This is a genomic window from Prauserella oleivorans (genome assembly GCF_042685745.1).
In the GTDB taxonomy this organism is placed as follows: Bacteria; Actinomycetota; Actinomycetes; order Mycobacteriales; family Pseudonocardiaceae; genus Prauserella_A; species Prauserella_A oleivorans.
This window is the reverse complement of the sequence record NZ_JBHUNT010000001.1, coordinates 3508592-3533497: the sequence shown is the minus strand read 5'-3', so window position 1 is coordinate 3533497 and position 24906 is coordinate 3508592. Positions and strand designations below refer to the sequence as shown.

The window sequence follows — 24906 nt, the reverse complement described above, 5'->3', positions numbered from 1 at the left end:
CTCCCCCTACAGCGTGTCGGTGGCCGACGCCCGCAGCGTCGCACCGTCGCCCGGCACCGAGACGACGCCGAGCGCGAGCAGCTCGTCGAACGCCGCGTCGGCCGCGAGCTCGCGCACCTGCACCTGGTATCGCGGTGTCGTCCGGTAGGTGCCGCCCTGCTCGGCACTCACCGGCACGAGAAAACCCTGCTCGGCCAGGAACCGTAGCGCCCTGGCCACCATGCCGCGCGTGGTGTCCGGGGCGAGCCTGCCGTCCTTGGTGGCCGCGGCGGCGGGCCTGCGAGCGTAGGCACGCCAGGCCTGCTCGAGCTCGGGCGCGTCGGCGAGCGGGTCGCTGTTGGCATCCGCGGCGGCGGCGCGCTCGTCGAGGATCCGGCACGCCTCCCGGACCACACCGTCCACCTGCTCGACGCTGACCCGCCCGATGTAGGTGTCATTGGCGAGATCGTCGGGGCGCGGGTAACCGAGCGCCGCTGTGGCGAGGTGGATCAGCCCGTGCAGGACCTTCTCGGTGTCCCGCCGTTCGCGGATCTTGCTCTGCCGGGCGTAGGAGTCCATTTTGATCTCGAAGATCGACTCGTCCATGGCCGCGAGGACCGCGCCCGCCTGGGTGTTGACCTCCAGCACCATGAGCCCGAGCCCGGCGGCGACCGCGTGGGTCAGCTGCTTGAACGCGCTGTCCTCGCCGTAGCGGCGCACGAGGTCGGCGTAGACGACGTCGCGGCCCGGCACGAGTTTCGGGCGCATGCCGAAGGACACCAGCCGCGCGGCGGCCTCGGCGTCGGCCGTGGTGTGCCGGGCGCTCACGCGACCCCCTCCCCGGTACCGGCGGCGTCGGCCGCGTCGACGGTCGCGGACAGCAGCAGGAGATCGGCACCGCCGAACTCCGGGTCGTCGAGCGGGGTGCCGTCGTCGACGGCCAGCAGCACCCGGCGCTCCCCCTGCCGCACGGCGGCGCCGACCTCGGGACCGTAGGCGTGCACGGCCCGCAGCGCGACGAGCCGCGCCACGCCGGCGTCGATGGCGCGCGCGTCGGCGAGCAACCCGGAGAGCCTGCGCGGCACCTCGGGCAGGTCGAGCAGCTCGTCGGCGTGCTGCCACTGCTCGTCGGTGTAGCCGTCGGCGTCCTCGGCGGGCAGCAGCTCCGGCTCGGGCACCTCGCCGACCACGTGCTCGCGTTCCGGCGCCGGCCGCAGCAGCAATGACACGAGGGACGGCAAGGACGGCACGGTCGGCACCGCGAGCCCGGTGCCCGCGCGGAAGAATGCCCGCGTGGGCGCCAGGGCGTCGGCCAGCGACAACTCGAGGGCGGGGGTGAGCAGCTGGCCGAACACGTCGATGGCCGCCCGCTGGGGCGGGCCGGAGAACTGCTGGCGGTCCTGCTCGGCGCGGAACACCGCGCCCGCCGCCTGCAGCCGGGACTGGAGCTGGGTGTGCCTGCGGATGCAGTCGGCGACGATGTCGACCAGCTCGGCGGCGCGGCGTTTGTGGTCGGGGTCCTCCGCGTCGTCCCGGGCGGCGGTGATGTTCTTGAGGATCGCCGTCTCCGCGCGGAACCGGGACTCGATGTGGGACAGCGCCGCGTCGAGGAGCTCGGGCACCTCGCGTTCCCAGTCGACGGAGCGGACGTCACGCCGGGTGGCCTCCAGCTTGGCCCGCAGGATCTCGCCGTACTGCACCGTGCGGTAGCGGGCCTGTTCGGCGGCGAGTCTGGCGTCGGCGAGCCTGCCGCGGGTGATGAGGTTCTCCAGTTTCACCTCGGCCGCGATCTGGGCGGACTCGACGTCGGTGTCCAGTGCGCCGACGAGCACGTTGATCGCCTCGTCGGTGGCCCGCAGGTACACCTCGCCGTCCGGGGCGGCGAGCTCGACGAGGAGTTTGAAGTCGAACGCCCGGCGCCGGTAGCGGCCGTCGGCGTCCACAGCGCCGTAGACACGCCGGAACCCGCGGTCGGTGGTGCCGACGTTGATGAGATTGTCGAGCACCCAGCGGGCGACCCGCGTGTGCTCGGTGACGGGGCGGTCGGGAGCCTGGGCGGCGATGAAGGGCAGGAGCCGGTTGACCACCTGCTGGTGGTCGGCACCGGTGTCGAAGTCCATGGCGATGGTGACCTGGTCGATCGTGTGCAGCGCGATCTCGGCCATCTGGTAGACCGTCGCGTCGGCCCAGTCGAGCTTGGCCTTGCGGGCGTCGAGGTCGTGCAGCGGCGCCGTGCACGCGAGCGCCTTGAGCCTGCGCGCGAGTCCCTCGTCGGGATCGGCCGGGGCCAGGTCGTGATCCAGCACAGCGCCACAGGGTAAGCGAGCCGCCCGGGGCGCGCCCGGTTGGGCGGTGGCGGGAGACAGACGGGAGAGCCGCGGTCCCCGCCGATCGCGACACCGGGCGCGCGCGTGGCCCTGGTGGACCGGCCCGGGTGCCGGGCCCCTCGGCGGGGTCCCGGCACCGGGCTCGCTCAGGCCGTGTCCCGCAGCCCGTCGGATGTCTCGCCGCTCAGGGTGGCCAGCGGTGGCCGCTGGTGCAGCGTGAGGTCGGTGAGCACCAGCTCCCGCTCCACCCCGCAGGTGGCGTCGCCGCGCCGGAACTGGGCGAGCAGGGTCGCCGGGGGCACCGACAGCGTGAGCCTGCCGTAGGCCTTCAGCCGGTCCATGATCGTCAGCATGATCTGGCCGGACATCCGGCCCAGCGCCTGCGTGGTCTGGTGCCGGTGGGTGCGCATGCCCAGGTCGACCTGCGCCAGTGAGTCCAGCCCGCGCCACTCCACGAGGTCGATGAGGTGGCCGACCTCGACGCCGTAGTTGGTGACGAACGGGATCGCCTCCAGCACCTCCCGGCGCCCGGCGTACTCACCGGCGAGCGGCTGGACGAAGCCGGACAGCTCGGGCCAGAACATGTTGAGCAGGGGGCGTGCGACGAGTTCCGTGACACGCCCGCCGCCGTCGGCCTCGGTGTGCCCGGCGGCGACGAGCGGCCGGTGGTAGAACCCCTTCACATAGTCCACACCCGAATCGGTGAGCAACGGCCCGAGCAGGCCGATCACGTATCCGGCGGTGAAGTCGTACAGGTCGCCGTCGACGAACACCACGAGATCGCCCGTGGTGGCCGCCAGTCCCTTCCACAGCGCCTCACCCTTGCCCCGGCGGCCCGGCAGGGAGGGCAGCACCTCGTCCTGGGCCACCACGGCGGCTCCGGCGGCGGCCGCGACCTCCGCCGTGGCGTCCTCGGAGTGTGAGTCGACGACGAGGATCTCGTCGACCAGCGGCTCGTCCTCGACCAGGGTCGTGCGGATGGTCCGCACGATTTCCCCGACCGTCTCCTCCTCGTCCCGCGCCGGTATGACGACGCTCACGGTGCGCCCGCGCTTGGCGGCGACGAGCTCGGCGGCGGTCCAGTCGTCGGCGCGGCTGGAGCGGCGCTCGAGCCAGGTGCCGATCTCCGCCGAAACGGCGAGGTCGGCGCTGTCCACACCTGTCCTTGTCGCGTGCACGAAGCCCCCTTTCGTCGAACCCGGCTGTGCTGCCGTGATCGAGAGTTGGCTCGGCGCGTTTCGGGCCGGGGCGCCGGCGTGAAACCGGTAGGTTACGAGTTCACCCTCGCACCCGGCCCACGTAACGAGGCCCGTTCACACTTCCTCTTCCAACATCTCCGGAGTCACGGCCGACTCGGTGTCGGGGATACCCAACTCGGCCGCTTTCTTATCCGCCATGGCGAGCAACCTCCGGATCCGTCCCGCGACGGCGTCCTTGGTCATCGGCGGATCGGACAACTGCCCGAGCTCCTCGAGCGAGGCCTGCCGGTTGGACAGCCGCAGCTTGCCCGCGGCGAGCAGGTGGTCCGGAGCGGTGTCGCCGAGGATGTCCATCGCCCGCTCCACGCGCGCGGCGGCGGCGACGGCCGCACGGGCGGACCGGCGGAGGTTGGCGTCGTCGAAGTTGGCGAGCCGGTTCGCGGTGGCGCGGACCTCGCGCCGCATGCGGCGTTCCTCCCAAGCCAGCACGCTGGCGTGCGCGCCGAGGCGGGTCAGCAGCGCGCCGATGGCGTCGCCGTCACGCACGACGACGCGGTCGGCTCCCCGCACCTCGCGGGACTTCGCCTGGATCCCGAGCCTGCGCGCGGCCCCGACGAGCGCGAGCGCCGCCTCCGGGCCGGGACACGTCACCTCCAGCGACGACGACCGGCCGGGCTCGGTGAGCGAGCCGTGCGCGAGGAACGCGCCCCGCCACGCCGCCTCCGCGTCGGCGATGCTGCCCGAGACCACCGCGGCGGGAAGCCCGCGCACCGGACGGCCACGCTGGTCGATCAGGCCCGTCTGCCGCGCGAGCCCCTCACCGTCCTTGACGACCCGCACCACGTAACGGGTCCCCTTGCGCAGCCCGCCCGAGGTGATGACGTGCACGTCGGCGTGGTGGCCGTACAGCTCGTGGATCTCCTTGCGCAGCCGCCGCGCCACCGAGCCGGTGTCGAGCTCGGCCTCGACGACGACCCGCCCCGCCACGATGTGCAGCCCGCCGGCGAACCGCAGCATGGACGACACCTCGGAGCGGCGGGGACCCACCTTCGTGATCTCCAGCCGGCTGAGTTCGTCCTTCACCGCCGCCGTCATGGCCATTACTGCCCCTCCCTCGCGCTCTCGAGACCGAGAGCCTCTCGCACACAGCCAGCCAGAGCATCCGGATCGTGCCGCCCCGCCACGCCGGGTGCGGCGACCGACGCCAGATGCGCACGCCCGCCCAGCGCGGCCGCCGCGGACCGCAGCCGCGCCGGTGTCGGCACCGAGCCACGATCCGCGATCACCGCGTCGACCCGCAGCCGGGGAGCGTGTTCGAAGAGTACGTCCAGATGCCGCTCGGGTGAGAAACCCGCCGTCTCACCCGGTTGCGGGATGAGGTTGAGGATGACGACCTTGGTGGCCGTGGTCCGGACGAGCGCGTCGTGCAGCTCGGGCACCAGCAGGTGCGGCAGCACGCTGGTGAACCACGACCCGGGGCCGAGGAACACGGCGTCGGCCGACAGCACGGCCTCCACCGCCTCCGGGCATGCCGCCGGGGGCCGCCCGGGCCTGCCGGGTGTGTGCAGCGTGATGCGCTGGACCTGGCCGGGCGTGCTGGCGACGGCCACCTGCCCGCGGATGCGGCTCACGCCGCCGTCCGGCTCGAGCCCGGTCACCTCCGCCTCGATGTCCAGCGGATCGGTGGACATCGGCAGCACCCGCCCGGAGACGCCGAGCAGCCGCGCCGCCTCGTCGAGACCCGCGACCGGGTCGCCGAGCACCTCGAACAACCCGGCCAGCAGCAGATTGCCGACCGCGTGTCCGGTGAGCGCCCCGGTGCCGCCGAAGCGGTGCTGGAAGACCTCCGCCCAGCGTGCCCCGCCGTCGTCGGCCGCGGCGAGCGCGGCGAGGGCCTGCCGGAGGTCTCCGGGCGGCAGCAGCCCGAGTTCCCGGCGCAGTCTGCCGGAGGAACCGCCGTCGTCGGCGACGGTGACGACCGCGGTGACGTCCGTGGTGATGCGGCGCAACGCCGTGAGCGTCGCGTGCAGTCCGTGCCCACCACCGAGCGCGACAGCGCGCATACCCGGGTTCACTCCCGGCCCAGGTCGCGGTGAACCACCTTCACCGCCATTCCATCCTCTTTGGACAATCGATTGGCGAGCTCCTCGGAGATGGCGACGCTGCGGTGCTTGCCGCCGGTGCAGCCGACCGCGAGCGTGAGGTAACGCTTGCCCTCCCGCCTGTACCCGGCGCCGATCAGCCGCAGCAGCTCGTGGTAGCGGTCGAGGAACTCCTCGGCGCCCTCCTGGCCGAGCACGTAGTTGCGCACCTCGGTGTCGAGTCCGCTGTGGTCGCGCAGCTCGGGGATCCAGAACGGATTGGGCAAAAACCGCACGTCCATCACGAGATCGGAGTCCATCGGCAGGCCGTATTTGTACCCGAACGAGAGCACCGTCACCCGGGTCTGAGCCGAGGACTCGGTGCCGAAGGCGTCCTCGATCTTCGCGCGCAGGTCGTGCACCGACAGCGACGAGGTGTCCAGCAGCAGGTCGGCCTCCTCCCGCAACGGCGCCAGCAGCGCCCCGCTCGGCGCCGATGCCGTCGACGAGCCTGCCGTCGCCCTGCATGGGGTGGCTGCGCCGGACCTGGTCGAACCGGCGGATCAGCACGGCGTCGGTGGCTTCGAGGAACAGCACGCGAGGTTTGTAGCCGCGCGCGTCGAGGCCCTTGATCACGGAGGCGAGGTCGTCGGTGAACGCGCGAGAGCGCACGTCCATCACCACGGCCACCTTGGTGATGGCGCCACGGGACTGCGCGCCGAGCTCGACCATGGTCGAGATCAGCTCGGGCGGCAGGTTGTCGACCACGAACCAGCCCAGGTCCTCCAGGCACTTGGCCGCCGTGCTCCGGCCCGCGCCGGACAGCCCGGTGACCACCGCGACCTCCATGCCCGACGTCCGGGCGTCTTCGTCAGTCACGTCCGTGACTCCCCTCGTCTCTCGTGTCTCCCCCTGCGAGCGCGGCGTACACGACCTCGGCCGTGCGCTTGCCGAACCCCGGCACCTGCGCGATCTCGTCCACGCTGGCCTGCTTCAGCTTCTTCACGGAGCCGAAATGCTTGATGAGCGCGGACTTGCGCGCCTGCCCGAGTCCCGGCACCCCGTCGAGCGCCGACGCCTGCACACGCTTGGCCCGCTTCTGCCGGTGGTACCGGATGGCGAAGCGGTGTGCCTCGTCGCGTACCCGTTGCAGAAGGTACAGCGCGTCCGAGGTCCGCGGCAGGATGACCGGGTCGGGATCGTTGGGCAGCCACACCTCCTCGAGCCGTTTCGCGAGCCCCACGACGGCCACGTCGGTGACGCCGAGGTCGCCGAGCACGTCCGCGGCCGCCGTGGCCTGCGGCCCCGCGCCGTCGACGACCAGCAGGTTCGGCGGGTAGGCGAACTTGCGCGGCTTGCCCGTATCCGGGTCGATGCCCGGCGCGCTGCCCGGCTCGTCGGCGACGGTGCCGCCCGCCTCGCCGCCGGTCTCCTTGAGGTAGCGCGCGAACCGGCGCCGCACGACCTCGGCGATCGCCGCGACGTCGCCCTCGGTGGCGGCCTCGCGCAGCGCGAAGCGGCGGTATTCGGACTTGCGCGGGATGCCGTCCTCGAACACCACGAGCGAGGCGACCACGTCGGTGCCCTGGGTGTGGCTGATGTCGACGCATTCGATCCGCAGCGGCGCCGAGTCCAGCCCGAGGTACTCCTGCAGCTCGGACAGGGCCGCCGAGCGCGCCGTGAGGTCGCCGGCCCGGCGCAGCTTGTGCTGCGCGAAGGCCTCCTGGGCGTTGCGGGCAACGGTGTCGGCCAGCGCCCGCTTGTCACCACGCTGCGGGACGCGCAGCCGCACCCGGGCCCCCCGCAGCCCGGACAGCCATTCGCTCATCGCCTCGGCATCGGGCGGCAGCTCCGGTACCAGCACCTCCCGCGGCACCGCGGACCCGTTGGCCGGGCTCTCCCGCGCCAGGTCCACCTGCTCGGCGTAGAACTGGCTCAGGAACTGCTCCACGAGCGCGGGGACGTCCATCTCGTCGACCTTGTCGATGACCCAGCCGCGCTGCCCGCGCACCCGCCCGCCGCGGACGTGGAAGACCTGGACGGCCGCTTCCAGTTCGTCGTGGGCGAAGGCGATGACGTCGGCGTCGGTGCCGTCGCCGAGCACGACGGCCTGTTTCTCCATGGCCCGCCGCAGCGCACCGAGGTCGTCCCGCAACCGGGCGGCGCGCTCGAACTCCAGCGCCTCGGCCGCCTCGGCCATCGCCTTCTCGAGTCTGCGGATCATCAGGTCGGTGCGCCCGGCGAGGAAGTCGCAGAAGTCCTCCACGATCGCGCGGTGCTCGTCGGCGCTCACCCGGCCGACGCACGGGGCCGAGCACTTGTCGATATAGCCGAGCAGGCAGGGTCTGCCGATCTGACCGTGCCTGCGGAACACGCCGTTCGAGCAGGTCCGCGCCGGGAAGACCCGGAGGAGCAGGTCGAGCGTCTCGCGGATGGCCCACGCGTGCGCGTACGGGCCGAAGTAGCGCACGCCCCGCTTGCGCGGTCCGCGGTAGACGTGCAGGCGCGGGAACTCCTCGTTGAGCGTCACCGCGAGTACCGGGTAGGACTTGTCGTCGCGGTAGCGGACGTTGAACCGCGGGTCGAATTCCTTGATCCAGTTGTACTCGAGCTGCAGCGCCTCGACCTCGGTGGACACGACCGTCCACTCCACGCTCGCCGCCGTGGTGACCATCTGCCGGGTACGCGGGTGCAGCCCGGCGAGGTCGGCGAAGTAGGAGTTCAGCCTGCTGCGCAGACTCTTGGCCTTGCCGACGTAGATGACCCGGCGGGTGGCGTCGCGGAACTTGTACACACCGGGTTCGTCCGGAATGCTCCCCGGCGCGGGGCGGTAGGTCGAGGGGTCAGCCACAGGTTCGAATCTACTTGCAGCGCACGACGCTTCGTCGTGGGCGGGGGCAGCCTCCGGGCCGGCGTCGGGCGGACCGGGCCTGCCTCACCCGTCGAGGCTCAGCAGGCCGGCGACGACCTCGTCGACGCGCTCGGCCACCACGTGCGGGCGCTCCACGATGCCGGGCACACCGCCCTCCAGGCGCGTGGCGAGCCCGGCGAGCAGACCGGCCCGGACCGCGCCGTGGGTGTCCCACGAGTGCACGGCGACCAGTGCCGTCGCCGCGGGTTCCGCGCCGGCCTGCTCGCACGCCCAGTGGTAGACCCGCGCCGGCGGCTTGAACGACCGGATCGCCTCGGCCGAGAGCACGCCCCGGAGCTTGTGCCGGATGCCGTGCCGGTCGAGCACGGTCTCCAGGATGGCCGCCGAGCCGTGCGTGAAGCCGTAGCAGGGCACGCCGGCGTCGGCGAGGAGGTCGAAGGCGGGCTGGGCGTCGGGGTGCAGTGGCAGCTCGGCGAACCCGTCGAGGATGTGGTCGGCGGCGTCGCGGTCGAGCTGGTAGCCGGAGGTGACCATGAGCTGGGCGGCCGCCACCTCGCGGAACCGCGGCGCCTCACCGGCGAGCGTGTACGCCATGCCGTCGCGCAGGGTCCGCGCGAAGAACAGCTCCAGCTCGTGCGCGGGCCTGCCTGCCGCGACGAACCGCTCCCGCAGCGGTTCCAGCCGCACCAACGTCTCGAAGACGTCGAACAGGACGACCTCCGGCCTCCGTGCCTTCGCGCGGGTCATGATCGGCAGCCTAGTGCCGGGCCACGCTCCACGGCACCGCCGTATAGGGCGTTATACGACCCTCCCGCTGTGCGAAGGTTCCCCCATGCGGATCGCCACGTGGAACGTCAACTCGGTCACCGCCCGCCTCCCCCGCCTGGTCGGCTGGCTCTCGTCGGCCCGGCCGGACGTGGTGTGCGTGCAGGAACTCAAGTGCGCGGCCGAGGCGTTCCCGCGCGAGCAGATCGCCGAGCTGGGTTACGACATCGCCTGCCACGGCACCGGCCGGTGGAACGGCGTGGCGGTGCTCTCCCGCGTCGGGCTGGAGGACATCACCCGCGACCTCGTCAACCAGCCCGCCTACGACGGCGTGGTGGAGCCCCGCGCGCTCGGCGCCACGTGCGGGGGTGTGCGCGTCTGGTCGGTGTACGTGCCCAACGGCCGGGAGCCGGGACATCCGCACTACGACTACAAGCTCGCCTGGCTCGAGGCGCTGCACGCCACGGTGCTCGCCGAGACGGCCGACGGCCGAGGCGAGCGCCCGTTCGCGGTGCTCGGCGACTTCAACATCGCCCCCACCGACGACGACGTGTGGGACATCTCGCTGTTCACCGAGTCGACCCACGTCACCGAGCCGGAGCGCAAGGCCCTCGCGATGCTCCGGGACGCCGGGCTGACCGACGTGGTGCCGCGCCCGCTGAAGTACGACCGGCCGTACACGTACTGGGACTACCGGCAGCTGGCCTTCCCCAAGAACAAGGGAATGCGGATCGACCTCGTCTACGCCGACAGCGCGTTCGCCGGCGCGGTCACCGACGCCTACGTCGACCGGGAGGAGCGCAAGGGCAAGGGCGCCTCGGACCACGCGCCTGTGGTGGTCGATCTCGAGCTGTAGCCGGCACCGGCTCGCGGTCAGGACCCGTGCGCCTGCTTGTGCAGCCTGCGCAGGGCGCGCACGGCCTCGACGGCGTGGTGCCGGTCGACGGCCTGCACGGCGAGCAGCGCGTAGTACTCGTCGTCGGGCAGCTCCAGCCGTGCGAACGACGCGCCGTCGGGAAAGCTCACCGACAGCACCTCGGACCAGTCGAAGTGCCGGCCGACGCCGATGTTGCGCACGTCGATGCCGTCGGCGTCGGCCCGCACCCGGGGCGTCGCGAACGACAGGGCGGCGGCGGCCAGCAGCACGCCGACGCCGATCATCGCGATCTGGTCGCTCAGGTGGAAGATCACGCCCGTGTCGGAGGTGCGCAGCAGCACGGCCACCACGGTGAACACGGCCAGCATGACCAACGCGACCACGCCGCCCATCCAGGCGGCGCGCCGCGGCCTGATCACCACGGTCTCGTCGGTCCTCGTTCGTCCGCTCACACGAAGCCTCGTTCCGTCCATGGCTGACGCAGGCCGCGGAGCACGGTGGCGGTGGTCAGGGCCGCGACGGTCGCCTCGCGACCCTTGTCCTCCGCCGACCCGGGAAGCCCGGCCCGGTCCAGCGCCTGTTGCTCGGTGTCGCAGGTGAGCACCCCGTTGCCGACGGGCGTGCTCTCGTCGAGCGCCACCCTCGTCAGCCCGGCCGTCACCGCGTCACACACGTACTCGAAATGAGGCGTGCCCCCGCGGATCACCACGCCCAGCGCCACGACCGCGTCGTGGTTGCGCGCCAGTGCCTGCGCCACCACCGGCAGCTCCACCGCGCCGGCCACGCGCACCACCGTCGGCTCGTCGGCGAGCTTGGCCTCCGACGCCACCTTCAGTGCGTTCTCCAGCAGGCTGTCGGTGATCCGGGCGTGCCAGCGGGTCGCGACGATCGCCAGCCGCAGGTTCTCGCACTCGCTCAGTGCCGGCCCGGTGCTCTCGTCGGGACGTCCTTCGCCGCTCACGCCTGTCCTCCGCCACCGTTGCGCGCGTCGCCCACCTCGGCGCCGACCTCGTCGAACTGCTCCAGCTGGGAGAGGTCGTGACCCATCCGGTCACGCTTGGTCTTGAGATACCGGAGATTCTCCGGGTTGGGCGAGATCGGCAGCGGCACCCGCCCGGTGACGCGCAGGCCGTAGCCCTCGAGGCCCACGCGCTTGGCGGGGTTGTTCGTGAGCAGCCGCATCGACCGCACCCCGAGGTCGCCCAGGATCTGCGCCCCCGTGCCGTAGTCGCGGGCGTCGGCCGGCACGCCGAGCGCCAGGTTGGCGTCGACGGTGTCCGCGCCGGCGTCCTGCAGCTGGTAGGCCTGCAGTTTGTGCAGCAGCCCGATGCCCCGGCCCTCGTGCCCGCGCACGTAGAGCACGACGCCGCGGCCCTCACGGGCCACCGCCTCGAGCGCCGCCTGCAGCTGCGGACCGCAGTCGCAGCGCAGGGACCCGAAGACGTCACCGGTGAGGCACTCGGAGTGCACGCGGACCAGCACGTCCTCGCCGTCGCCGATGTCGCCGTAGACGAACGCGATGTGCTCGATGCCGTCGAGCAGGCTGTCGTAGCCGATGGCGCGGAACGTGCCGGCGGCCAGCGGGATGCGGGCCTCGGCCACGCGCTCGATCTGCTTCTCCTTGCGCCTGCGGTAGGCGATCAGGTCGGCGATGGTGATGAGCCGCAGGTCGTGGTCGGCGGCGAACACCTCGAGCTCGTCGCGCCGCGCCATGTCGCCCTCGTTCTTCTGCGACACGATCTCGCACAACACCCCCGCGGGCGCCAGCCCGGCCATCCGCGCGAGGTCGACACCGGCCTCCGTGTGCCCGGGCCTGCGCAGCACGCCGCCCTCCTTGGCCCGCAGCGGCACGACGTGCCCGGGCCTGCGGAAGTCCGCAGCCACCGACGCCGGGTCGGCGAGCAGCCGGATGGTGTGGGCACGGTCGGCGGCCGAGATCCCGGTGGTGACGCCCGCCGCGGCGTCGACGGTGACGGTGTAGGCGGTCCCGCGCTGATCCTGGTTGGTGTGGTACATCGGCGGCAGGTCGAGGCGGTCGCAGTCCTGCTCGGTCAGCGACACGCAGACGTAGCCGGAGGTGTAACGGACCATGAAGGCCAGCAGCTCCGGTGTGGCCTTCTCCGCCGCGAAGATCAGGTCGCCCTCGTTCTCCCGGTCCTCGTCGTCGACGACGACCACCGGGCGGCCGTCGGCGATGTCCTGGATGGCCAGTTCGATGGCCTCGATGTCCACCGCCGGGCCCGCATTCGTCATGGTCACGCGTCCTCCTTGCCAACGCCATTGTCCACCGGCGCGCCCGAGATGTGGACGGTGGCCATTTTCTCGACGTACTTCGCCAGCACGTCGACCTCGAGGTTCACCGGATCGCCGGGCTGCGTACGACCGAGGGTGGTGAGCGAGAGGGTCGTGGGGATGAGCGCCACGGCGAACTCCTGCGCCGACACCGCGGCAACGGTCAGGGAGACCCCGTCGATGGCGATGGAGCCCTTCTCCACGATGTAGCGCCCCAGTTCGGGCGGGTAGGCGAAGTGCGTCAGCCCGTCCGGGTCCCGGTTCAGGAACGTCCCGGTACCGTCGACGTGACCCTGCATCACGTGGCCGCCGAACCGTCCGTCGGCCGCCATCGCCCGTTCCAGGTTGACCGGCCTGCCCTCCTCGGCCTGGCCCAGGCTGGAGCGAGCGAGGGTTTCGCGCACGACGTCGACGGTGAACTCGTCACCCTCGACCTCCACGACCGTCAGGCAGACGCCGTTGACGGCGATGGAGTCGCCGTGCTTGGCATCGCTGGTCACCAGCGGGCCCCGCACGCTCAGCCGGGCGCCCTCCGGCCGCCGCCCGACCCGCGTGACCTCGCCGAGTTCCTCCACGATCCCGGTGAACACCTAGTCCCCTCCCTCGCCCACGGCCGGTACGGCGGTGATGCGCACGTCCTCTCCGCTCATGGTGACCCCTTCGACACGCCAGCGGTGTGCTTCGGTGATGGTCGACACGCCGGCCGGGCCGAGCGCCGCGGGGCCGTCCCCCAGCAGCGCCGGTGCGACATACGCGACGATCCGGTCGACCAGCCGCGCCCGGACGAACGCGCCCGCCAGCGTGGGCCCGCCTTCGAGCAGCACGTCCACGACACCGCGGTCGGTCAGAACCGCCAGGACCTCGGCCGGGTCGTGCGTGCGGACGTGCACCGTTTCCGCCACCGAGTCCAACACCCGCGCGCCGTCCGGTATGCCGCCGCGACCCACGACCACCCGCAGGGGTTGCCGCTCGGCAAGCGCCCCCGCGGCGTCGCGCACGGTGAGCCAGGCGTCGTCGGCCCGGATGGTGCCCGTCCCGGCCACCACGGCGTCGGCGGCGGCCCGGATCGCGTGCACCTCGGCGCGGGAGACGGGCCCGGAGATCCACCGGCTGGTGCGGTCGGCGGCGGCGATCCGGCCGTCGAGGGTGGCGGCGTACTTCCACGTGACGTGGGGGCGGCCGGTGCGCACCGAGTGCAGCCAGGCCCGCAGGGGGCCCGCCGCGACCTCGTCGGCGAGCAGCCCGCCGCGCACGTCGACCCCGGCGGCCCGCAGCACCTCGGCACCCCCGCGTGCCTGCGGGTGCGGATCCGCGACCGCGTACCGCACGGCCGCGATCCCGGCATCGAGCAGCGCATCCGTGCAGGGTGGCGTGCGGCCGTGGTGCGAGCACGGTTCCAGCGTCACGAAGGCCGTGCCGCCGCGTGCTCGTTCGCCGGCCTCCCGCAGCGCCATCACCTCGGCGTGCGGCCCGCCCGGAGGCTGCGTGGCACCGGCGCCGGCTCGGTGGCCGTGGGCGTCGAGGATCACCGCGCCCACCGGCGGGTTGGGGCTCGTCGTGCCCCGCACGGTCTCGCTGAGGGCGAGCGCCACCGCCATGGTGTCGCGCTCGCCTGCCGGGAAGGTCACCTCAGCGCGCCACCCGGGCCCGGTCGGCCTGCGCGCGGAGCGCGGCGACGGCCTGGCCGGGATCCTGCGCGCCGTAGACGGCCGAGCCCGCCACGAAACAGTCGACGCCGGCCTCGGCGGCCTGCTCGATGGTGTCGGTGTTGATGCCGCCGTCGATCTCGACGAGGACCTGCAGGTGGCCGGTGTCGACGAGCCGGCGAGCGGTGCGGACCTTCTCCAGCACGTCGGGGATGAACGACTGCCCGCCGAAGCCGGGCTCGACCGACATCACGAGCAGCGTGTCGTAGTGCTTGAGGGTTTCCAGGTGCGGTTCGAGCGGCGTGTTCGGCTTGATCGACAGTCCCGCCTTGGCACCGGCGGCCCGGAGGTTCTTCGCGAGCATCACCGGGTCGTGGGCCGCCTCGACGTGCACGGTGACGTTGTACGCGCCGGCCTCGGCGTAGCCGGGTGCCCAGCGGTCGGGGTCCTCGATCATCAGGTGGCAGTCGAGCGGCACGTCGGTGACCTTGAGCAGCGACTGCACCACCGGGAGCCCGAGCGTGAGGTTCGGGACGAAGTGGTTGTCCATCACGTCGACGTGCACCCAGTCGGCGCGCGTGTCGCCGTGTCCGGCGACGGCGGCGACCTCCTCACCGAGGCGGGCGAAGTCGGCGGACAGGATGCTTGGTGCGATCAGCGGTTGAGGGGCCACGCGCGCGAGTGTAGAGGGGTGCCCACCGGTCTCCGGGGTCCGGACCCCTGCGAGAGACCGGGGCGGGAAGGCCACCGGTCACGGCAGGTGGTCGAGCAGGGCGGTCCACGGCTCGTCCATCAGCCGGTGCAGGCCGACCCCGGCGGCCGCGAGCGCGTCGAGATGGCCCTGCCACGCCGGGTGGCCCGCGCGCGTGTCACGCACCTGGTAGCCGACGACGATCGTCACGCCCGGATCCCCGAGCGCGTCGCCGAGCACGGTCATCGCCTGGTTGTCGGCGATGCCCAGCGCCAGCTTGGCGACCGAGCCCGCGGTCGCGGGCGCGAACAGGAACACCTCCGGGTCCGGGTGCGGGCGGGGTCGGCCGGGCAGCCGGGACTCCCAGCGCACCTCGAGGTCGGTCAGCGTCCGGAGCCGGGCGAGCTCGCCGGTCACCTCCAGCCAGCGCGCCGCGGTCGGTGTCAGGGTGACGGCGAGCCGCCAGCCCCGGCGTGCGGCGGGCTCGGCGAGCTCGGCACACAGGCGTGTCTCCACGCCACCGCAGGAGCTCGCGACGAGCCCGAGGACGCGGCTCACCGCGCGCGGGCGAGAGCGCAGAACATGGCGTCGGTACCGTGCCGGTGCGGCCATAGCTGCACGGTCGGCCCGTCGCCGAGCGCCGGGACACCCGGGAAGTACGCGCGCGCGTCGAGCACCTCCGCCCCCGCCCGCCGAGCGGCGCCGGTGAACACGCCCTCGGTCTCGGCGAGGTGCGGCGAGCATACGACGTAGGCCACGATGCCGCCCGGGCGGACGAGCCGGAACGCCGAGGCCAGCAGCTCCGTCTGCAACCGGGTCAGGCCGGCGATGTCGGCCGGCTGCCTGCGCCAGCGTGCCTCCGGCCGCCTGCGCAGCGCGCCGAGCCCGCTGCACGGCGCGTCCACGAGCACACGGTCGTAGCCTCCGTCGAGGCCGGGGTCGCGGCCGTCGGCCACCCGCACGGTGACCGGCAGCCCCTCGGTGGCCTGCTCGACGAGCCGCGCGCGGTGCTCGGCCACCTCCACGGCATCGACCGTGGCGCCGGACGTCGCGGCGAGCGAGCCGAGCAGGACGGCCTTCCCGCCCGGGCCCGCGCACAGGTCGAGCCACCGGCTGTCGCTGCCCTCGACGGGTGCCTCGGCCGCGGCGAGGGTGACGAGCTGGCTGCCCTCGTCCTGCACGGCGGCCAGATGCTGGTTCAGGGGTTCGGAGACGGCGAGGTCGCCGGTGCCGGGCGGCAGGTGCACGCCGTAGGGCGAGTACGGCGCCACGTCGCCGCCGGTGATCGCGGCGAGTTCCTCGGCGCTGATCTCGCCCGGCCGCGCCAGCAGGTGCACCTCCGGCCGGGCGTCGTCGGCCTGCAGTGCGGCCTCCAGCTCGGCGCCGGTGTCGCCGAGCGCCTCGGCGAACGCCCGCGCTACCCAGCGCGGGTGCGCGGTGCGCAGGGCGAGGTTGCCGATGCGGTCGGTCTCCGGGTCGGGCGCGAGGCGGTCGATCCAGGCCGCTTCGTCGTGTTCGGACACCGAGCGCAGCACGGCGTTGACGAACCCGGCGACGTGCGATCCGGCGACCTCCCGGACGAGGTCCACGGCCGAGGCCACCGCGGCGTGGGCGGGGATCCGGGTGCGCAGCAGCTGATAGGCCCCGATGCGCAGCGCGTCGAGCACCACACCGTCCACCTTGGACAGCGGGCGGTCGAGGCAGGCGGCGATGATCTCGTCGAGCAGGCCCTGCGCCCTGGCCGTGCCGTAGGTGAGCTCGGTGGCGAGCGCGGCGTCGCGGCCGGTGATGTTCCGCTTGCGCAGCAGGTCGGGCAGGATCAGGTTGGCGTAGGCGTCGCGCTCGCTGATGGCGTGCAGCGCGTCGAACGCCGCCCGGCGCGGTGGGTCCTGAACGGGTGGCCTGCGCGGGCCCTGTTTGCGTGGCGCGGGCCTGCGGCCGCGGTCCGGTCTGCGTGGCCGGCCAGGTGTCATGTCAGCCGCTCCCCCTGCTCGATCCTGGTGCCGCGGGCCCAGTCGGTCGCCGGCATCCGCTTCTTGCCCTGTGCCTGCACGTCGCCCAGCCGCACCGGCGTGGTCGCGGTGCCGACGAGCACGCGCTTGCGTTCGACGCGCAACTCGCCCGGCGGCAGGCCGGGCGCGTCGACGGGCTGCACGGGGCCGAGTTTGAGCCGCTGGTCGCGAAACACGGCCCAGGCACCGGGTTCCGGGGTCACCGACCGCACGTGCCGGTCGACCGCCACGGCCGGTGCGGCGAACGACACCCGCGCGTCCTCGACGGTCACCTTGGGCGCGTACGTCACGCCGTCGGCGGGCTGCGGCACCGCCTGCAGGGTGCCGTCCTCGATGCCGTCCATCGTGGACACGAGCAGCCCGGCTCCGGAGGTGGCGAGCCGGCCGAGCAGCTCGCCCGCCGTGTCGGTGCGGCCGATCTTCTCGGTCACCACGCCGTAGACGGGCCCGGCGTCGAGCTCGGCGACGATGCGGAACGTGGTCGCACCCGTGATCTCGTCCCCGGCCTTGATGGCGGCCTGGACCGGCGCGGCACCCCGCCACGCCGGCAGGAGCGAGAAGTGCAGGTTGACCCAGCCGTACCGGGGGATGTCCAGCGCCGGCCGCGGCAGCAACGCACCGTAGGCCACCACTGGGCACGCGTCGGGTGCGAGCTCGGCCAGGCGGTCGAGGAACGCGGGGTCGCCCGCCGTGGCCGGCGTGAGCACCTCGATGCCGTGCTCGTCGGCCAGCGCGCCCACGGGCGAGCGCACGAGCCTGCGCCCCCGCCCCGCCGGGGCGTCGGGTCTGGTCACGACGGCGACCACCTCGTGGCGGCCGGATTCGAGCAACGCCCGCAGCGACGGGACGGCGGGTTCCGGGGTGCCCGCGAACACAAGCCTCATCGGCGGTCCGCGGTGGTGACGGCGAACTTCATCGCGGGCCAGTCTAGAGCGCGGGGGTACCTGCTCACCGACGCCGTCTCCCGGCGAGCACCCGGCCCGGTGCGCTCAGATGAGGTCGAGCGGATCGAGCTGGATCCGCACCGGGTCGGTTTCCTTGCGGGCATTGCGCAGCGCACTGAGCGCGTGTGCGGATGCGGCCAGGGCCCGGCCGTCGGCCCGGGCCACCCGCACGAGGGCGCGCTCCCGGTCCGCCCGGCCCTCGGCGTCGACCTCCCCGATCGGGACCGGCCCGAGCACCTCGCCCGAGGCGGGGAGGTCGAGCTCGTCGAGCGCCGTGGCGACCGCGTCGGGCGATCCCTCCAGGCTGGCCATCCGCACGGCCGGCGGGAAGCCGAGCTCGCGCCGCTCGGCCAGCTCCAGCTCGGCATGCCAGCCGGGGTCCCACCGCACCAGCGCCTGCACCACGGGGATGCCGGCCTCAGCGCCGACCACCACCCGGCCGCCGTCCCGGCCCGGCCGCACCAGGGCCGCGGCCGCCATCCAGCGCCGCAGCGTCTCCTCGGCCGCCCGCAGGTCCTGCCTGCCGAGCAGGGCCCAGCCGTCGAGCAGCAGCGCCGCGCCGTACCCGCCCTCGGCCACCGGTTCGGCGCCGGGCGTCGCCACGACCAGTGCGGGGCCTGGGGGGACGCTGGCGAGCACCTCCCCCGCGCCCGACGTCCGCACCGCGACCCCGGGGAACGCCCGGCCCAGCTCCTCGGCCGTGCGCTTCGACCCGACGACGACGGCCCGCAGCCGCGCGGATCCGCACGCGGGACAGCGGTAGGCGGCATCGACGACCCCGCACCACCGGCAGCGCGGCACCCCTGCGCCGTCGCCGCCCGGCAGCAGCAGGGGGCCCGCACAGTGGCGGCACCGGGCGCGCGTCCGGCAGTGCGCGCACGCCAGGCCGGGGACGTACCCGCGGCGGGGCACCTGGACGAGCACCGGCGCGCCCGCCGCCAGCCCGGAGCGAGCCGCCTCGAACGCCACGGCCGGCAGCCGCGCCGCACGCGCGGCCTCGTCGCGGGCGACGTCGAAGTCCTCGCCGGTGGGCGTCACGCGGGGCGCGCACGCGCGCAGCTCGTCGCGGGAGGCGACGATCGGCTGCGCCCACCCGGACTCCAGCAGCAGCTGGGCCTCGGCCGTGCGGGCGAACCCGGCGGCGAGGAACGAGGCGCGATCGGCGTGCGCGCGCACCATCAGCACGTCGCGCACCTGCGGGTACGGCATGTGCGGGTCGGCATGCAGGTCGTCGCCGTCGTCCCACACGACGTACAGGCCGGGATCGGCGACCGGCGCGAACATGGCGGCTCGCGTGCCCACCACGATCCGGACCGCGCCGCGCAGGACCGCCAGCCACCGCCGGTACCGCTCGGCCGGGCCGAGGTCGGCCGACAGCGCCACGACGGCCTCCGGCCCGGCCAGCTCGGCACACGCGGCCTCCAGCCGGGCGGCGTCGCGGTGGTCGGGCACGACGAGCACGGCCCCACGCCCGGTCGCCGCGACGGTGGTGGCGAGTTCGGCCAGCCGGCGTGGCCAGTCCTCACCCGGCAGTGCTTGCCACACGGCGTTGGCGACCCGGCCGTCCCGGAGCGCCCCGACATACGACGGCCCCCACGGATACCGGCGCCACCCGGCGAGCGACGGCTCCGCGGGCGCCGGCGTGGGCTCCCGCGGAGGCTCGGCCTCGACCTTGGCGTGGCGGGGCGGCAATGCCAGCCGGAGCACGTCGGCGAGCGTGCCGCCGTAGCGGTCGGCGACGGCGCGGCACAACCGGACGAGCCGCGGCGGGAGCACCCGCTCCGACGAGGTGACGCGTTCGAGGAATGCCAGCCTGCCCGTGTGCTCGGTGGTGGCGGCCCGCTCGAGCAGGAACCCGTCCACGAGCTGGCCCGCGAACCGCACCCGCACCCGGCAGCCCGGCACGGCCACGTCGTCCAGCTCACGCGGCACCTGGTAGTCGAACGTGCGGTCCAGGTGCGCGAGCGGGACGTCGACGACCACCCTCGCGATCGGATCGGTCTCGGCGGGCTCCCGGCGGCCCTTGCGCGAGCCCGGGTCCTTGCGCGTCGGCCCGCGCCGCGCGCCGGTGGCGGGCGCAGGCTGCGGCAGGTCCCACAGCGGGGTCGGTTCCGGGCGGCTCACGCCCTTCTCTCTACCAGAGGTACGCCTACCTGCCGGTCCGGGCCGGGATGGCGTCGAGCCGGGAGGTGAGGAACCGGAACGCGGGCTGTTCGACCCAGCGGGTCAGCGCCCAGCCGAGCAGCACGGCGGTCGCCAGGTAGGCCGGGATCCAGCCGAACCAGGGCACGCCCAGGTCGGCGAGGTGGCGGGCGACGATCGACCCGATGACGTAGTGCATCAGGTACACGCCGTAGGAGATGCCGGCGAGCCAGCGAATCGGCCGGGCCAGGTTCGTGAACACGGGCGAGTCCCACACCGGCTGGTAGGCGGCCACGCAGATCAGCACGAGCGCCACGGCGAAGGCCAGGACCGAGTCCCCGGGTGGCGGATGCTTGTCGTGGGCGATGAGGACGACGCCGAGCATGCAGAACAGCTGTGGGAACGTCATCCGGTTCTGCGACCAGCGGTAGATGGCGACCCCGGCGATGGCGAGGTGCGCCCGGTTCAGGCCGGTGCCGTCCATGATCATGCTCACCCACGTCGGCGGGGTGTCGCCAGGACCCATGAACAGGTACCGCAGGGCCAGCGGGAACAGCAGCACGAACCACATCACCAGCGTCGCCGCCCGCCCCCGGACCTTGCCGCGCCAGGCCAGCAGTGCGATCGCGGTGAACGCGCACACCTGGACCGGCACGGTCCAGTGTGCCCGGTCGATGTACTCGACCGCGGGCAGCAGCGTGTGCAACAGCCCCAGGTTGCCGGCCAGGTCGACGTAGGAGGGCCGGTAGAAGCCCTCCGGCCGCAAGGCGATGCTCACCACGAAGATCACGACCACCGCCACCCAGAAGGCGGGCAGCAGCCGGGCCAGTCGCCGCAGCCACCAGCGCAGTGGCGGTTGCCTGCCGATCGTCATCGCCGCGAAGTAACCGGAGATGACGATCAGCAGCGACGCCCCGAACGGGAAGTCCATCTGCAACGGCGCCGGCGGGAGGTCGAAGCCCGGCAGCGTGTGCGGAGCCAGGAACGTCGTGTGGAAGGCCAGGACCGCAAGGATGCCGATGACCCGGATCGCGTCCCAGCTGATGTGCCGCGTGCCGCGCGAGCGCGGCCGGTCGGCCGCCCGCGGGCCCGCGGTCTCGACGCGTTGAGTGTCCACCACGAGTCCGGCACTCTATGGCAGGCGATCACCCGCGTCATCACCGGGGACCCGGCGTGTCACGCTCCGATGAAGCGCCGCAGGTCGTCGGCCCGCTCGGTGCTCTCCCAGGGCAGGTCGAGCTCCGGGCGACCGAAGTGGCCGTAGGACGCAGTCTTGGCGTAGATCGGGCGCAGCAGGTCCAGGTCGCGGATGATCGCCGCCGGCCGCAGGTCGAACACCTCGGTGATGGCGGCCTGGATCTTCAGCGGGTCGACGTGCTCGGTGCCGAAGGTCTCCACGAACAACCCCACCGGCGCCGCCTTGCCGATCGCGTACGCCACCTGCACCTCGACCCGGTCGGCCAGGCCCGCGGCCACGATGTTCTTGGCGACCCAGCGCATCGCGTACGCCGCCGAGCGGTCCACCTTCGACGGGTCCTTGCCCGAGAACGCGCCGCCACCGTGCCGGGCCATGCCGCCGTAGGTGTCCACGATGATCTTGCGGCCGGTCAGCCCCGCGTCACCCATCGGGCCGCCGACGACGAACCGGCCGGTCGGGTTCACGAGCAGGCGGGTGTCGGAGGTGTCGAGCTCCACTCCGTCGAGCACGGGGGCCACGACGTGCTCCCGGACGTCGACGCCGAGCATCTTGTCCAGATCGATGCCGTCGGCGTGCTGGCTGGATACCACGACGGTGTCCAGCCGCACGGCCTGCTCGCCGGCGTACTCGATGGTCACCTGGGTCTTGCCGTCCGGGCGCAGGTAGGGCAGCACCCCGTTCTTCCGCACCGCGGCGAGCCGCTGGGAGAGCCGGTGGGCCAGCGCGATCGGAAGCGGCATCAGCTCCGGCGTGTCCGAGCACGCATAGCCGAACATCAGCCCCTGGTCACCGGCGCCCTGTCGGTCCAGCTCGTCGAGCGCGTTCTCCAGCCGTGACTCGTACGCCGTGTCCACACCCTGCGCGATGTCCGGCGACTGCGAGCCGATGGCCACGTTGACGCCGCAGGAGTTGCCGTCGAAACCCTTGGCCGAGGAGTCGTAGCCGATCTCCAGGATCTTGTCGCGCACGATCGTCGGGATGTCGGCGTAGGCCTCGGTGGTCACCTCACCGGCGACGTGCACCTGGCCGGTGGTGATCAGTGTCTCCACGGCGACGCGGCTCCGCGGGTCCTTGCCCAGCAGCGCGTCCAGGATGGAGTCACTGATCGCGTCGCAGATCTTGTCCGGGTGTCCCTCGGTCACCGACTCCGACGTGAACAACCTACGGTTCGACGCGGTCACGACGTCCTCACATCCTCACTCGACAACACACTCCGGGCTCCGCTGCCCGGTGGCAGCCTACTGGCGTTCGCGGGAGGGGCGCAGCAACTGCGCGACGGCGTCCCACACCGTGGCCGCCAGCTGCGACTTGGCGCCGAGTGGGATACGGGTCTCGAGCCCGTCGGCCGAGAGCAGCCACCCGGTGTTGTCCTCCACCTCGAACGCCTTGCCCTCGCCGACGGCGTTGACGACGAGCAGGTCGCATCCCTTGCGCTTGAGCTTGGCCCGGGCGTGGTCGAGCACACTGCCCTGCGCGTCGCCGGTCTCGGCGGCGAAGCCGACGACGATCTGGCCCGGCCTGCGCCGCTCGACCAGCCCCGCGAGGATGTCGCGGTTACGGACGAGCTCGATCATCGGGTCGGGCTCGTCGTCGCTCTTCTTGATCTTGTGTCCGGACCGGCCGGCGGGGCGGAAGTCGGCGACGGCCGCGGCCATCACCACGACGTCGGCCTCACGGGCGGCCTCGTCGACGGCGTCGCCGAGCTCCGCGGCCGTGGAGACGTGCACTACCCGGGCACCCGCGGGCTCCGGCAGCGCGTCGGTGTGGGCGGCCACGAGCGTCACATCGGCACCGCGCTGGGCGGCCACCCGGGCGAGCGCGTACCCCTGCTTGCCGGACGAGCGGTTCCCGAGATGCCGGACGGGGTCCAGCGGCTCCCGCGTGCCCCCCGCCGACACGACCACGCGGACTCCGTCGAGGTCACGGGGCAGCGCGTCGGCCCGCGCGAGCAGCAGGCGGGCGAGGTCGACGATCTCCCGCGGGTCGGCGAGCCTGCCCTTGCCGGTGTCGACCCCGGTCAGCCTGCCCGACGCGGGTTCGGTGACCACCGCACCGCGGGAGCGCAGCGTCGCAACGTTGGCGCGCGTGGCCGGGTGCTCCCACATCTCGGTGTGCATCGCGGGGAAGAACGCGACCGGGCAACGTGCGGTGAGCAGCGTGTTGGTGAGCAGGTCGTCCGCCAGGCCGTGGGCGGCCTTGGCCAGCAGGTCCGCCGTGGCGGGCGCGACGAGGACGAGGTCGGCCTCCTGCCCGGTCCGCACGTGCTGCACCTCGGGCACGGCCGTGAACACGCCGGTGTTCACGGGGCGCCCGGACAGCGCTTCGAATGTGGCCGCGCCGACGAAGTTCAGCGCGGCCGCGGTGGGCACCACCTTGACGTCGTGCCCGGATTCGGTGAGCCCGCGCAGCACCTCGCACGCCTTGTAGGCAGCGATGCCGCCGCCGACTCCGAGGACGACACGAGGCTGCGGGCTCACCGAGGGACTACTCGCCTTCGGTGTGCTCGAGGAGTCCGGCGTGGATCTCGCGGAGCGCGATCGACAGCGGCTTCTCCCTCGGACCCGGCTCGACGAGCGGGCCGACGTACTCGAGCAGGCCTTCACCGAGCTGCGCGTAGTAGTCGTTGATCTGGCGGGCGCGCTTCGCCGCGTAGATCACCAGAGCGTACTTCGAGCTGACCTTCTCGAGCAGGTCGTCGATGGGCGGGTTGGTGATGCCCTCGAGGTTCTCGCTCTGAGGACCCAACGTAATCGCGGTCACTAACTGTGCTCCGAATCGTCGAAAGCGGTGTATTCGCCGGTCACCAAGTCTAGCAACTCACGCGCGGCGGTCTTCAGGTCGGCGTTCACCACCTGGGCGTCGAACTCGCTGGCGGCGGCGAGTTCCCGTTCCGCCTCGCTCAGCCGGGCCTGAACGGCCTCCATCGCCTCGGTACCGCGGCCGGTGAGCCGGTCGACCAGCTCCCCCCACGACGGGGGCAGGAGCATGACGAGCTGGGCGTCCGGCATGGCCGCGCGGACCTGCCGGGCGCCCTGCAGTTCGATCTCCAGAACCGCGGGTTTGCCCGAGTCCAGCGCCGCCTCGACGGGCGCCCGCGGGGTGCCGTAGCAGTTCCCCGCGAACTCGGCGTGCTCGAGCAGCTCACCCTGGGCGACCATCGCGTCGAAGGTCTCCCGGTCGACGAAGTGGTAGTGCTCGCCGTCGACCTCGCCGGGCCGGGGCGGGCGGGTGGTCACCGACACGCTGAAGAACACGTCGGGGCAGAGCCGCCGCAGCTCGCTGACGACGCTCGACTTGCCGACCCCGGATGGTCCCGATACGACGGTGAGCCGGTGCCGGGCGGCTTTCCCCGGCACCGGCCCACCAGTTGCCACTCGGCCGCCGCTAGCGCCGGCCTGGTTCGAGCCGCGGTGTCGCTGCTCGCTCACTCGCCGCTGAACTCGGCGAGCAGCGCCTTGCGCTGCCGGTCGCCGAGGCCGCGCAGACGACGGCTGGACGCGATCTCCAGACGCTCCATGGTCTGCTGCGCACGCACCTTGCCCACGCCCGGCAGAGCCTCCAGCAGCGCGGAGACCTTCATCTTGCCGAGGACCTCGTCCTCGTCGGCCTGCTTCAGCACGTCGGCGAGGGTCGTGCCGCCGCGCTTGAGCCGTTCCTTGAGCTCCGCGCGGGCGCGACGGGCGGCGGCGGCCTTCTCCAGCGCCGCAGCACGCTGTTCCTCGGTGAGCTGGGGAAGTGCCACGTTTTCCTCCGGTATTACTCAAAATTCTGGGTGGGTGTGGCGACCGTACCCACCCCTGACCTGGACCCACAATGCGGGGGTGGGCGCCGACCAGGCTGCCCGGACGTCCGGGAACAGCCGGGCGGACGGCGCGCCGGCG

At 73.0% G+C, this 24906-nt stretch carries 24 protein-coding genes and 1 pseudogene; 1 reads left to right on the top strand and 24 read right to left on the bottom strand.

The window, feature by feature from the left end:
* Window positions 1-6 precede the first annotated feature (6 nt).
* The 8 genes and pseudogenes from ACFSZT_RS17325 to ACFSZT_RS17290 form a co-directional block, all read right to left on the bottom strand.
* Window positions 7-747: a hypothetical protein gene (locus ACFSZT_RS17325; protein ID WP_377389041.1), complete on the bottom strand. Its 741-nt coding sequence runs from the start codon at window positions 745-747 to the stop codon at window positions 7-9.
* Window positions 748-803: 56 nt separating this feature from the next.
* Window positions 804-2285: a hypothetical protein gene (locus ACFSZT_RS17320; RefSeq protein WP_377388755.1), complete on the bottom strand. Its 1482-nt coding sequence runs from the start codon at window positions 2283-2285 to the stop codon at window positions 804-806.
* 167 nt (window positions 2286-2452) lie between these two features.
* Window positions 2453-3484 carry a glucosyl-3-phosphoglycerate synthase gene (locus tag ACFSZT_RS17315; RefSeq protein ID WP_377388757.1) on the bottom strand — a complete coding sequence of 344 codons (1032 nt, stop codon included), beginning with the start codon at window positions 3482-3484 and terminating at the stop codon, window positions 2453-2455.
* A 135-nt stretch (window positions 3485-3619) separates the two neighbouring features.
* Window positions 3620-4606 carry a DNA-binding protein WhiA gene (gene whiA, locus ACFSZT_RS17310; protein WP_377388759.1) on the bottom strand — a complete coding sequence of 329 codons (987 nt, stop codon included), beginning with the start codon at window positions 4604-4606 and terminating at the stop codon, window positions 3620-3622.
* Window positions 4606-5568 carry a gluconeogenesis factor YvcK family protein gene (locus tag ACFSZT_RS17305; RefSeq protein ID WP_377388761.1) on the bottom strand — a complete coding sequence of 321 codons (963 nt, stop codon included), beginning with the start codon at window positions 5566-5568 and terminating at the stop codon, window positions 4606-4608. Before ACFSZT_RS17305 ends, whiA begins: the two co-directional genes overlap by 1 nt.
* 8 nt (window positions 5569-5576) lie before the next feature.
* Window positions 5577-6435: pseudogene (rapZ, locus tag ACFSZT_RS17300) on the bottom strand (RNase adapter RapZ).
* Window positions 6436-6457: 22 nt separating this feature from the next.
* Window positions 6458-8437 carry an excinuclease ABC subunit UvrC gene (gene uvrC, locus ACFSZT_RS17295; RefSeq protein ID WP_377388763.1) on the bottom strand — a complete coding sequence of 660 codons (1980 nt, stop codon included), beginning with the start codon at window positions 8435-8437 and terminating at the stop codon, window positions 6458-6460.
* 84 nt (window positions 8438-8521) lie between these two features.
* Window positions 8522-9205: an HAD family hydrolase gene (locus ACFSZT_RS17290; RefSeq protein WP_377388765.1), complete on the bottom strand. Its 684-nt coding sequence runs from the start codon at window positions 9203-9205 to the stop codon at window positions 8522-8524.
* Window positions 9206-9290: 85 nt separating this feature from the next.
* Here ACFSZT_RS17290 and ACFSZT_RS17285 point away from each other — a divergent pair, with 85 nt between their 5' ends.
* Entirely contained in the window at window positions 9291-10079 is a 789-nt protein-coding gene (locus ACFSZT_RS17285) for an exodeoxyribonuclease III (protein ID WP_377388767.1), read from the top strand.
* Between the two features lie 17 nt (window positions 10080-10096).
* Here the strand turns inward: ACFSZT_RS17285 and ACFSZT_RS17280 are convergent, their stop codons facing one another.
* The 16 genes from ACFSZT_RS17280 to mihF all read right to left on the bottom strand — a co-directional run bounded on the left by ACFSZT_RS17280 (window position 10097) and on the right by mihF (window position 24767).
* The gene (locus ACFSZT_RS17280) at window positions 10097-10573 is read right to left on the bottom strand and encodes a PH domain-containing protein (RefSeq protein ID WP_377388769.1); all 477 of its coding nucleotides are present in this window, start codon (window positions 10571-10573) and stop codon (window positions 10097-10099) included.
* Window positions 10549-11061, bottom strand: a complete 513-nt coding sequence (gene ribH, locus ACFSZT_RS17275; protein WP_377388771.1) for a 6,7-dimethyl-8-ribityllumazine synthase — start codon at window positions 11059-11061, stop codon at window positions 10549-10551. Before ribH ends, ACFSZT_RS17280 begins: the two co-directional genes overlap by 25 nt.
* Complete coding sequence (locus ACFSZT_RS17270) at window positions 11058-12353, bottom strand: bifunctional 3,4-dihydroxy-2-butanone-4-phosphate synthase/GTP cyclohydrolase II (protein WP_377389045.1); 1296 nt, start codon at window positions 12351-12353, stop codon at window positions 11058-11060. Before ACFSZT_RS17270 ends, ribH begins: the two co-directional genes overlap by 4 nt.
* A gap of 2 nt (window positions 12354-12355) precedes the next feature.
* The gene (locus tag ACFSZT_RS17265; protein WP_377388773.1) at window positions 12356-12982 is read right to left on the bottom strand and encodes a riboflavin synthase; all 627 of its coding nucleotides are present in this window, start codon (window positions 12980-12982) and stop codon (window positions 12356-12358) included.
* A complete protein-coding gene (gene ribD / locus ACFSZT_RS17260) occupies window positions 12983-13990 on the bottom strand; it encodes a bifunctional diaminohydroxyphosphoribosylaminopyrimidine deaminase/5-amino-6-(5-phosphoribosylamino)uracil reductase RibD (protein ID WP_377389047.1) in 1008 nt (335 codons plus the stop codon).
* A gap of 31 nt (window positions 13991-14021) precedes the next feature.
* Window positions 14022-14696, bottom strand: a complete 675-nt coding sequence (gene rpe, locus ACFSZT_RS17255) for a ribulose-phosphate 3-epimerase (protein ID WP_377389049.1) — start codon at window positions 14694-14696, stop codon at window positions 14022-14024.
* Between the two features lie 93 nt (window positions 14697-14789).
* A complete protein-coding gene (locus ACFSZT_RS17250) occupies window positions 14790-15287 on the bottom strand; it encodes a flavoprotein (protein ID WP_377388775.1) in 498 nt (165 codons plus the stop codon).
* On the bottom strand, window positions 15284-16702 hold the full coding sequence (locus ACFSZT_RS17245; RefSeq protein WP_377388777.1) for an RsmB/NOP family class I SAM-dependent RNA methyltransferase: 1419 nt from the start codon (window positions 16700-16702) through the stop codon (window positions 15284-15286). The genes ACFSZT_RS17250 and ACFSZT_RS17245 overlap by 4 nt, the downstream gene beginning before the upstream one ends.
* Window positions 16699-17625 carry a methionyl-tRNA formyltransferase gene (gene fmt, locus ACFSZT_RS17240; RefSeq protein ID WP_377388779.1) on the bottom strand — a complete coding sequence of 309 codons (927 nt, stop codon included), beginning with the start codon at window positions 17623-17625 and terminating at the stop codon, window positions 16699-16701. Before fmt ends, ACFSZT_RS17245 begins: the two co-directional genes overlap by 4 nt.
* Before the next feature lie 105 nt (window positions 17626-17730).
* Window positions 17731-19809, bottom strand: coding sequence for a primosomal protein N' (locus ACFSZT_RS17235; RefSeq protein ID WP_377388781.1), 2079 nt, complete (start codon window positions 19807-19809; stop codon window positions 17731-17733).
* Between the two features lie 25 nt (window positions 19810-19834).
* Window positions 19835-20947: an acyltransferase family protein gene (locus ACFSZT_RS17230; RefSeq protein ID WP_377388783.1), complete on the bottom strand. Its 1113-nt coding sequence runs from the start codon at window positions 20945-20947 to the stop codon at window positions 19835-19837.
* 56 nt (window positions 20948-21003) lie between these two features.
* Window positions 21004-22206: a methionine adenosyltransferase gene (gene metK / locus ACFSZT_RS17225; RefSeq protein ID WP_377388785.1), complete on the bottom strand. Its 1203-nt coding sequence runs from the start codon at window positions 22204-22206 to the stop codon at window positions 21004-21006.
* A gap of 57 nt (window positions 22207-22263) precedes the next feature.
* Window positions 22264-23502, bottom strand: coding sequence for a bifunctional phosphopantothenoylcysteine decarboxylase/phosphopantothenate--cysteine ligase CoaBC (coaBC, locus tag ACFSZT_RS17220; protein WP_377388787.1), 1239 nt, complete (start codon window positions 23500-23502; stop codon window positions 22264-22266).
* Window positions 23503-23509: 7 nt separating this feature from the next.
* The gene (rpoZ, locus tag ACFSZT_RS17215) at window positions 23510-23785 is read right to left on the bottom strand and encodes a DNA-directed RNA polymerase subunit omega (RefSeq protein ID WP_377388789.1); all 276 of its coding nucleotides are present in this window, start codon (window positions 23783-23785) and stop codon (window positions 23510-23512) included.
* Window positions 23785-24399, bottom strand: coding sequence for a guanylate kinase (gmk, locus tag ACFSZT_RS17210; protein WP_377388791.1), 615 nt, complete (start codon window positions 24397-24399; stop codon window positions 23785-23787). Before gmk ends, rpoZ begins: the two co-directional genes overlap by 1 nt.
* A 50-nt stretch (window positions 24400-24449) precedes the next feature.
* Window positions 24450-24767, bottom strand: coding sequence for an integration host factor, actinobacterial type (mihF, locus tag ACFSZT_RS17205; protein ID WP_005455668.1), 318 nt, complete (start codon window positions 24765-24767; stop codon window positions 24450-24452).
* Window positions 24768-24906: the final 139 nt, after the last annotated feature.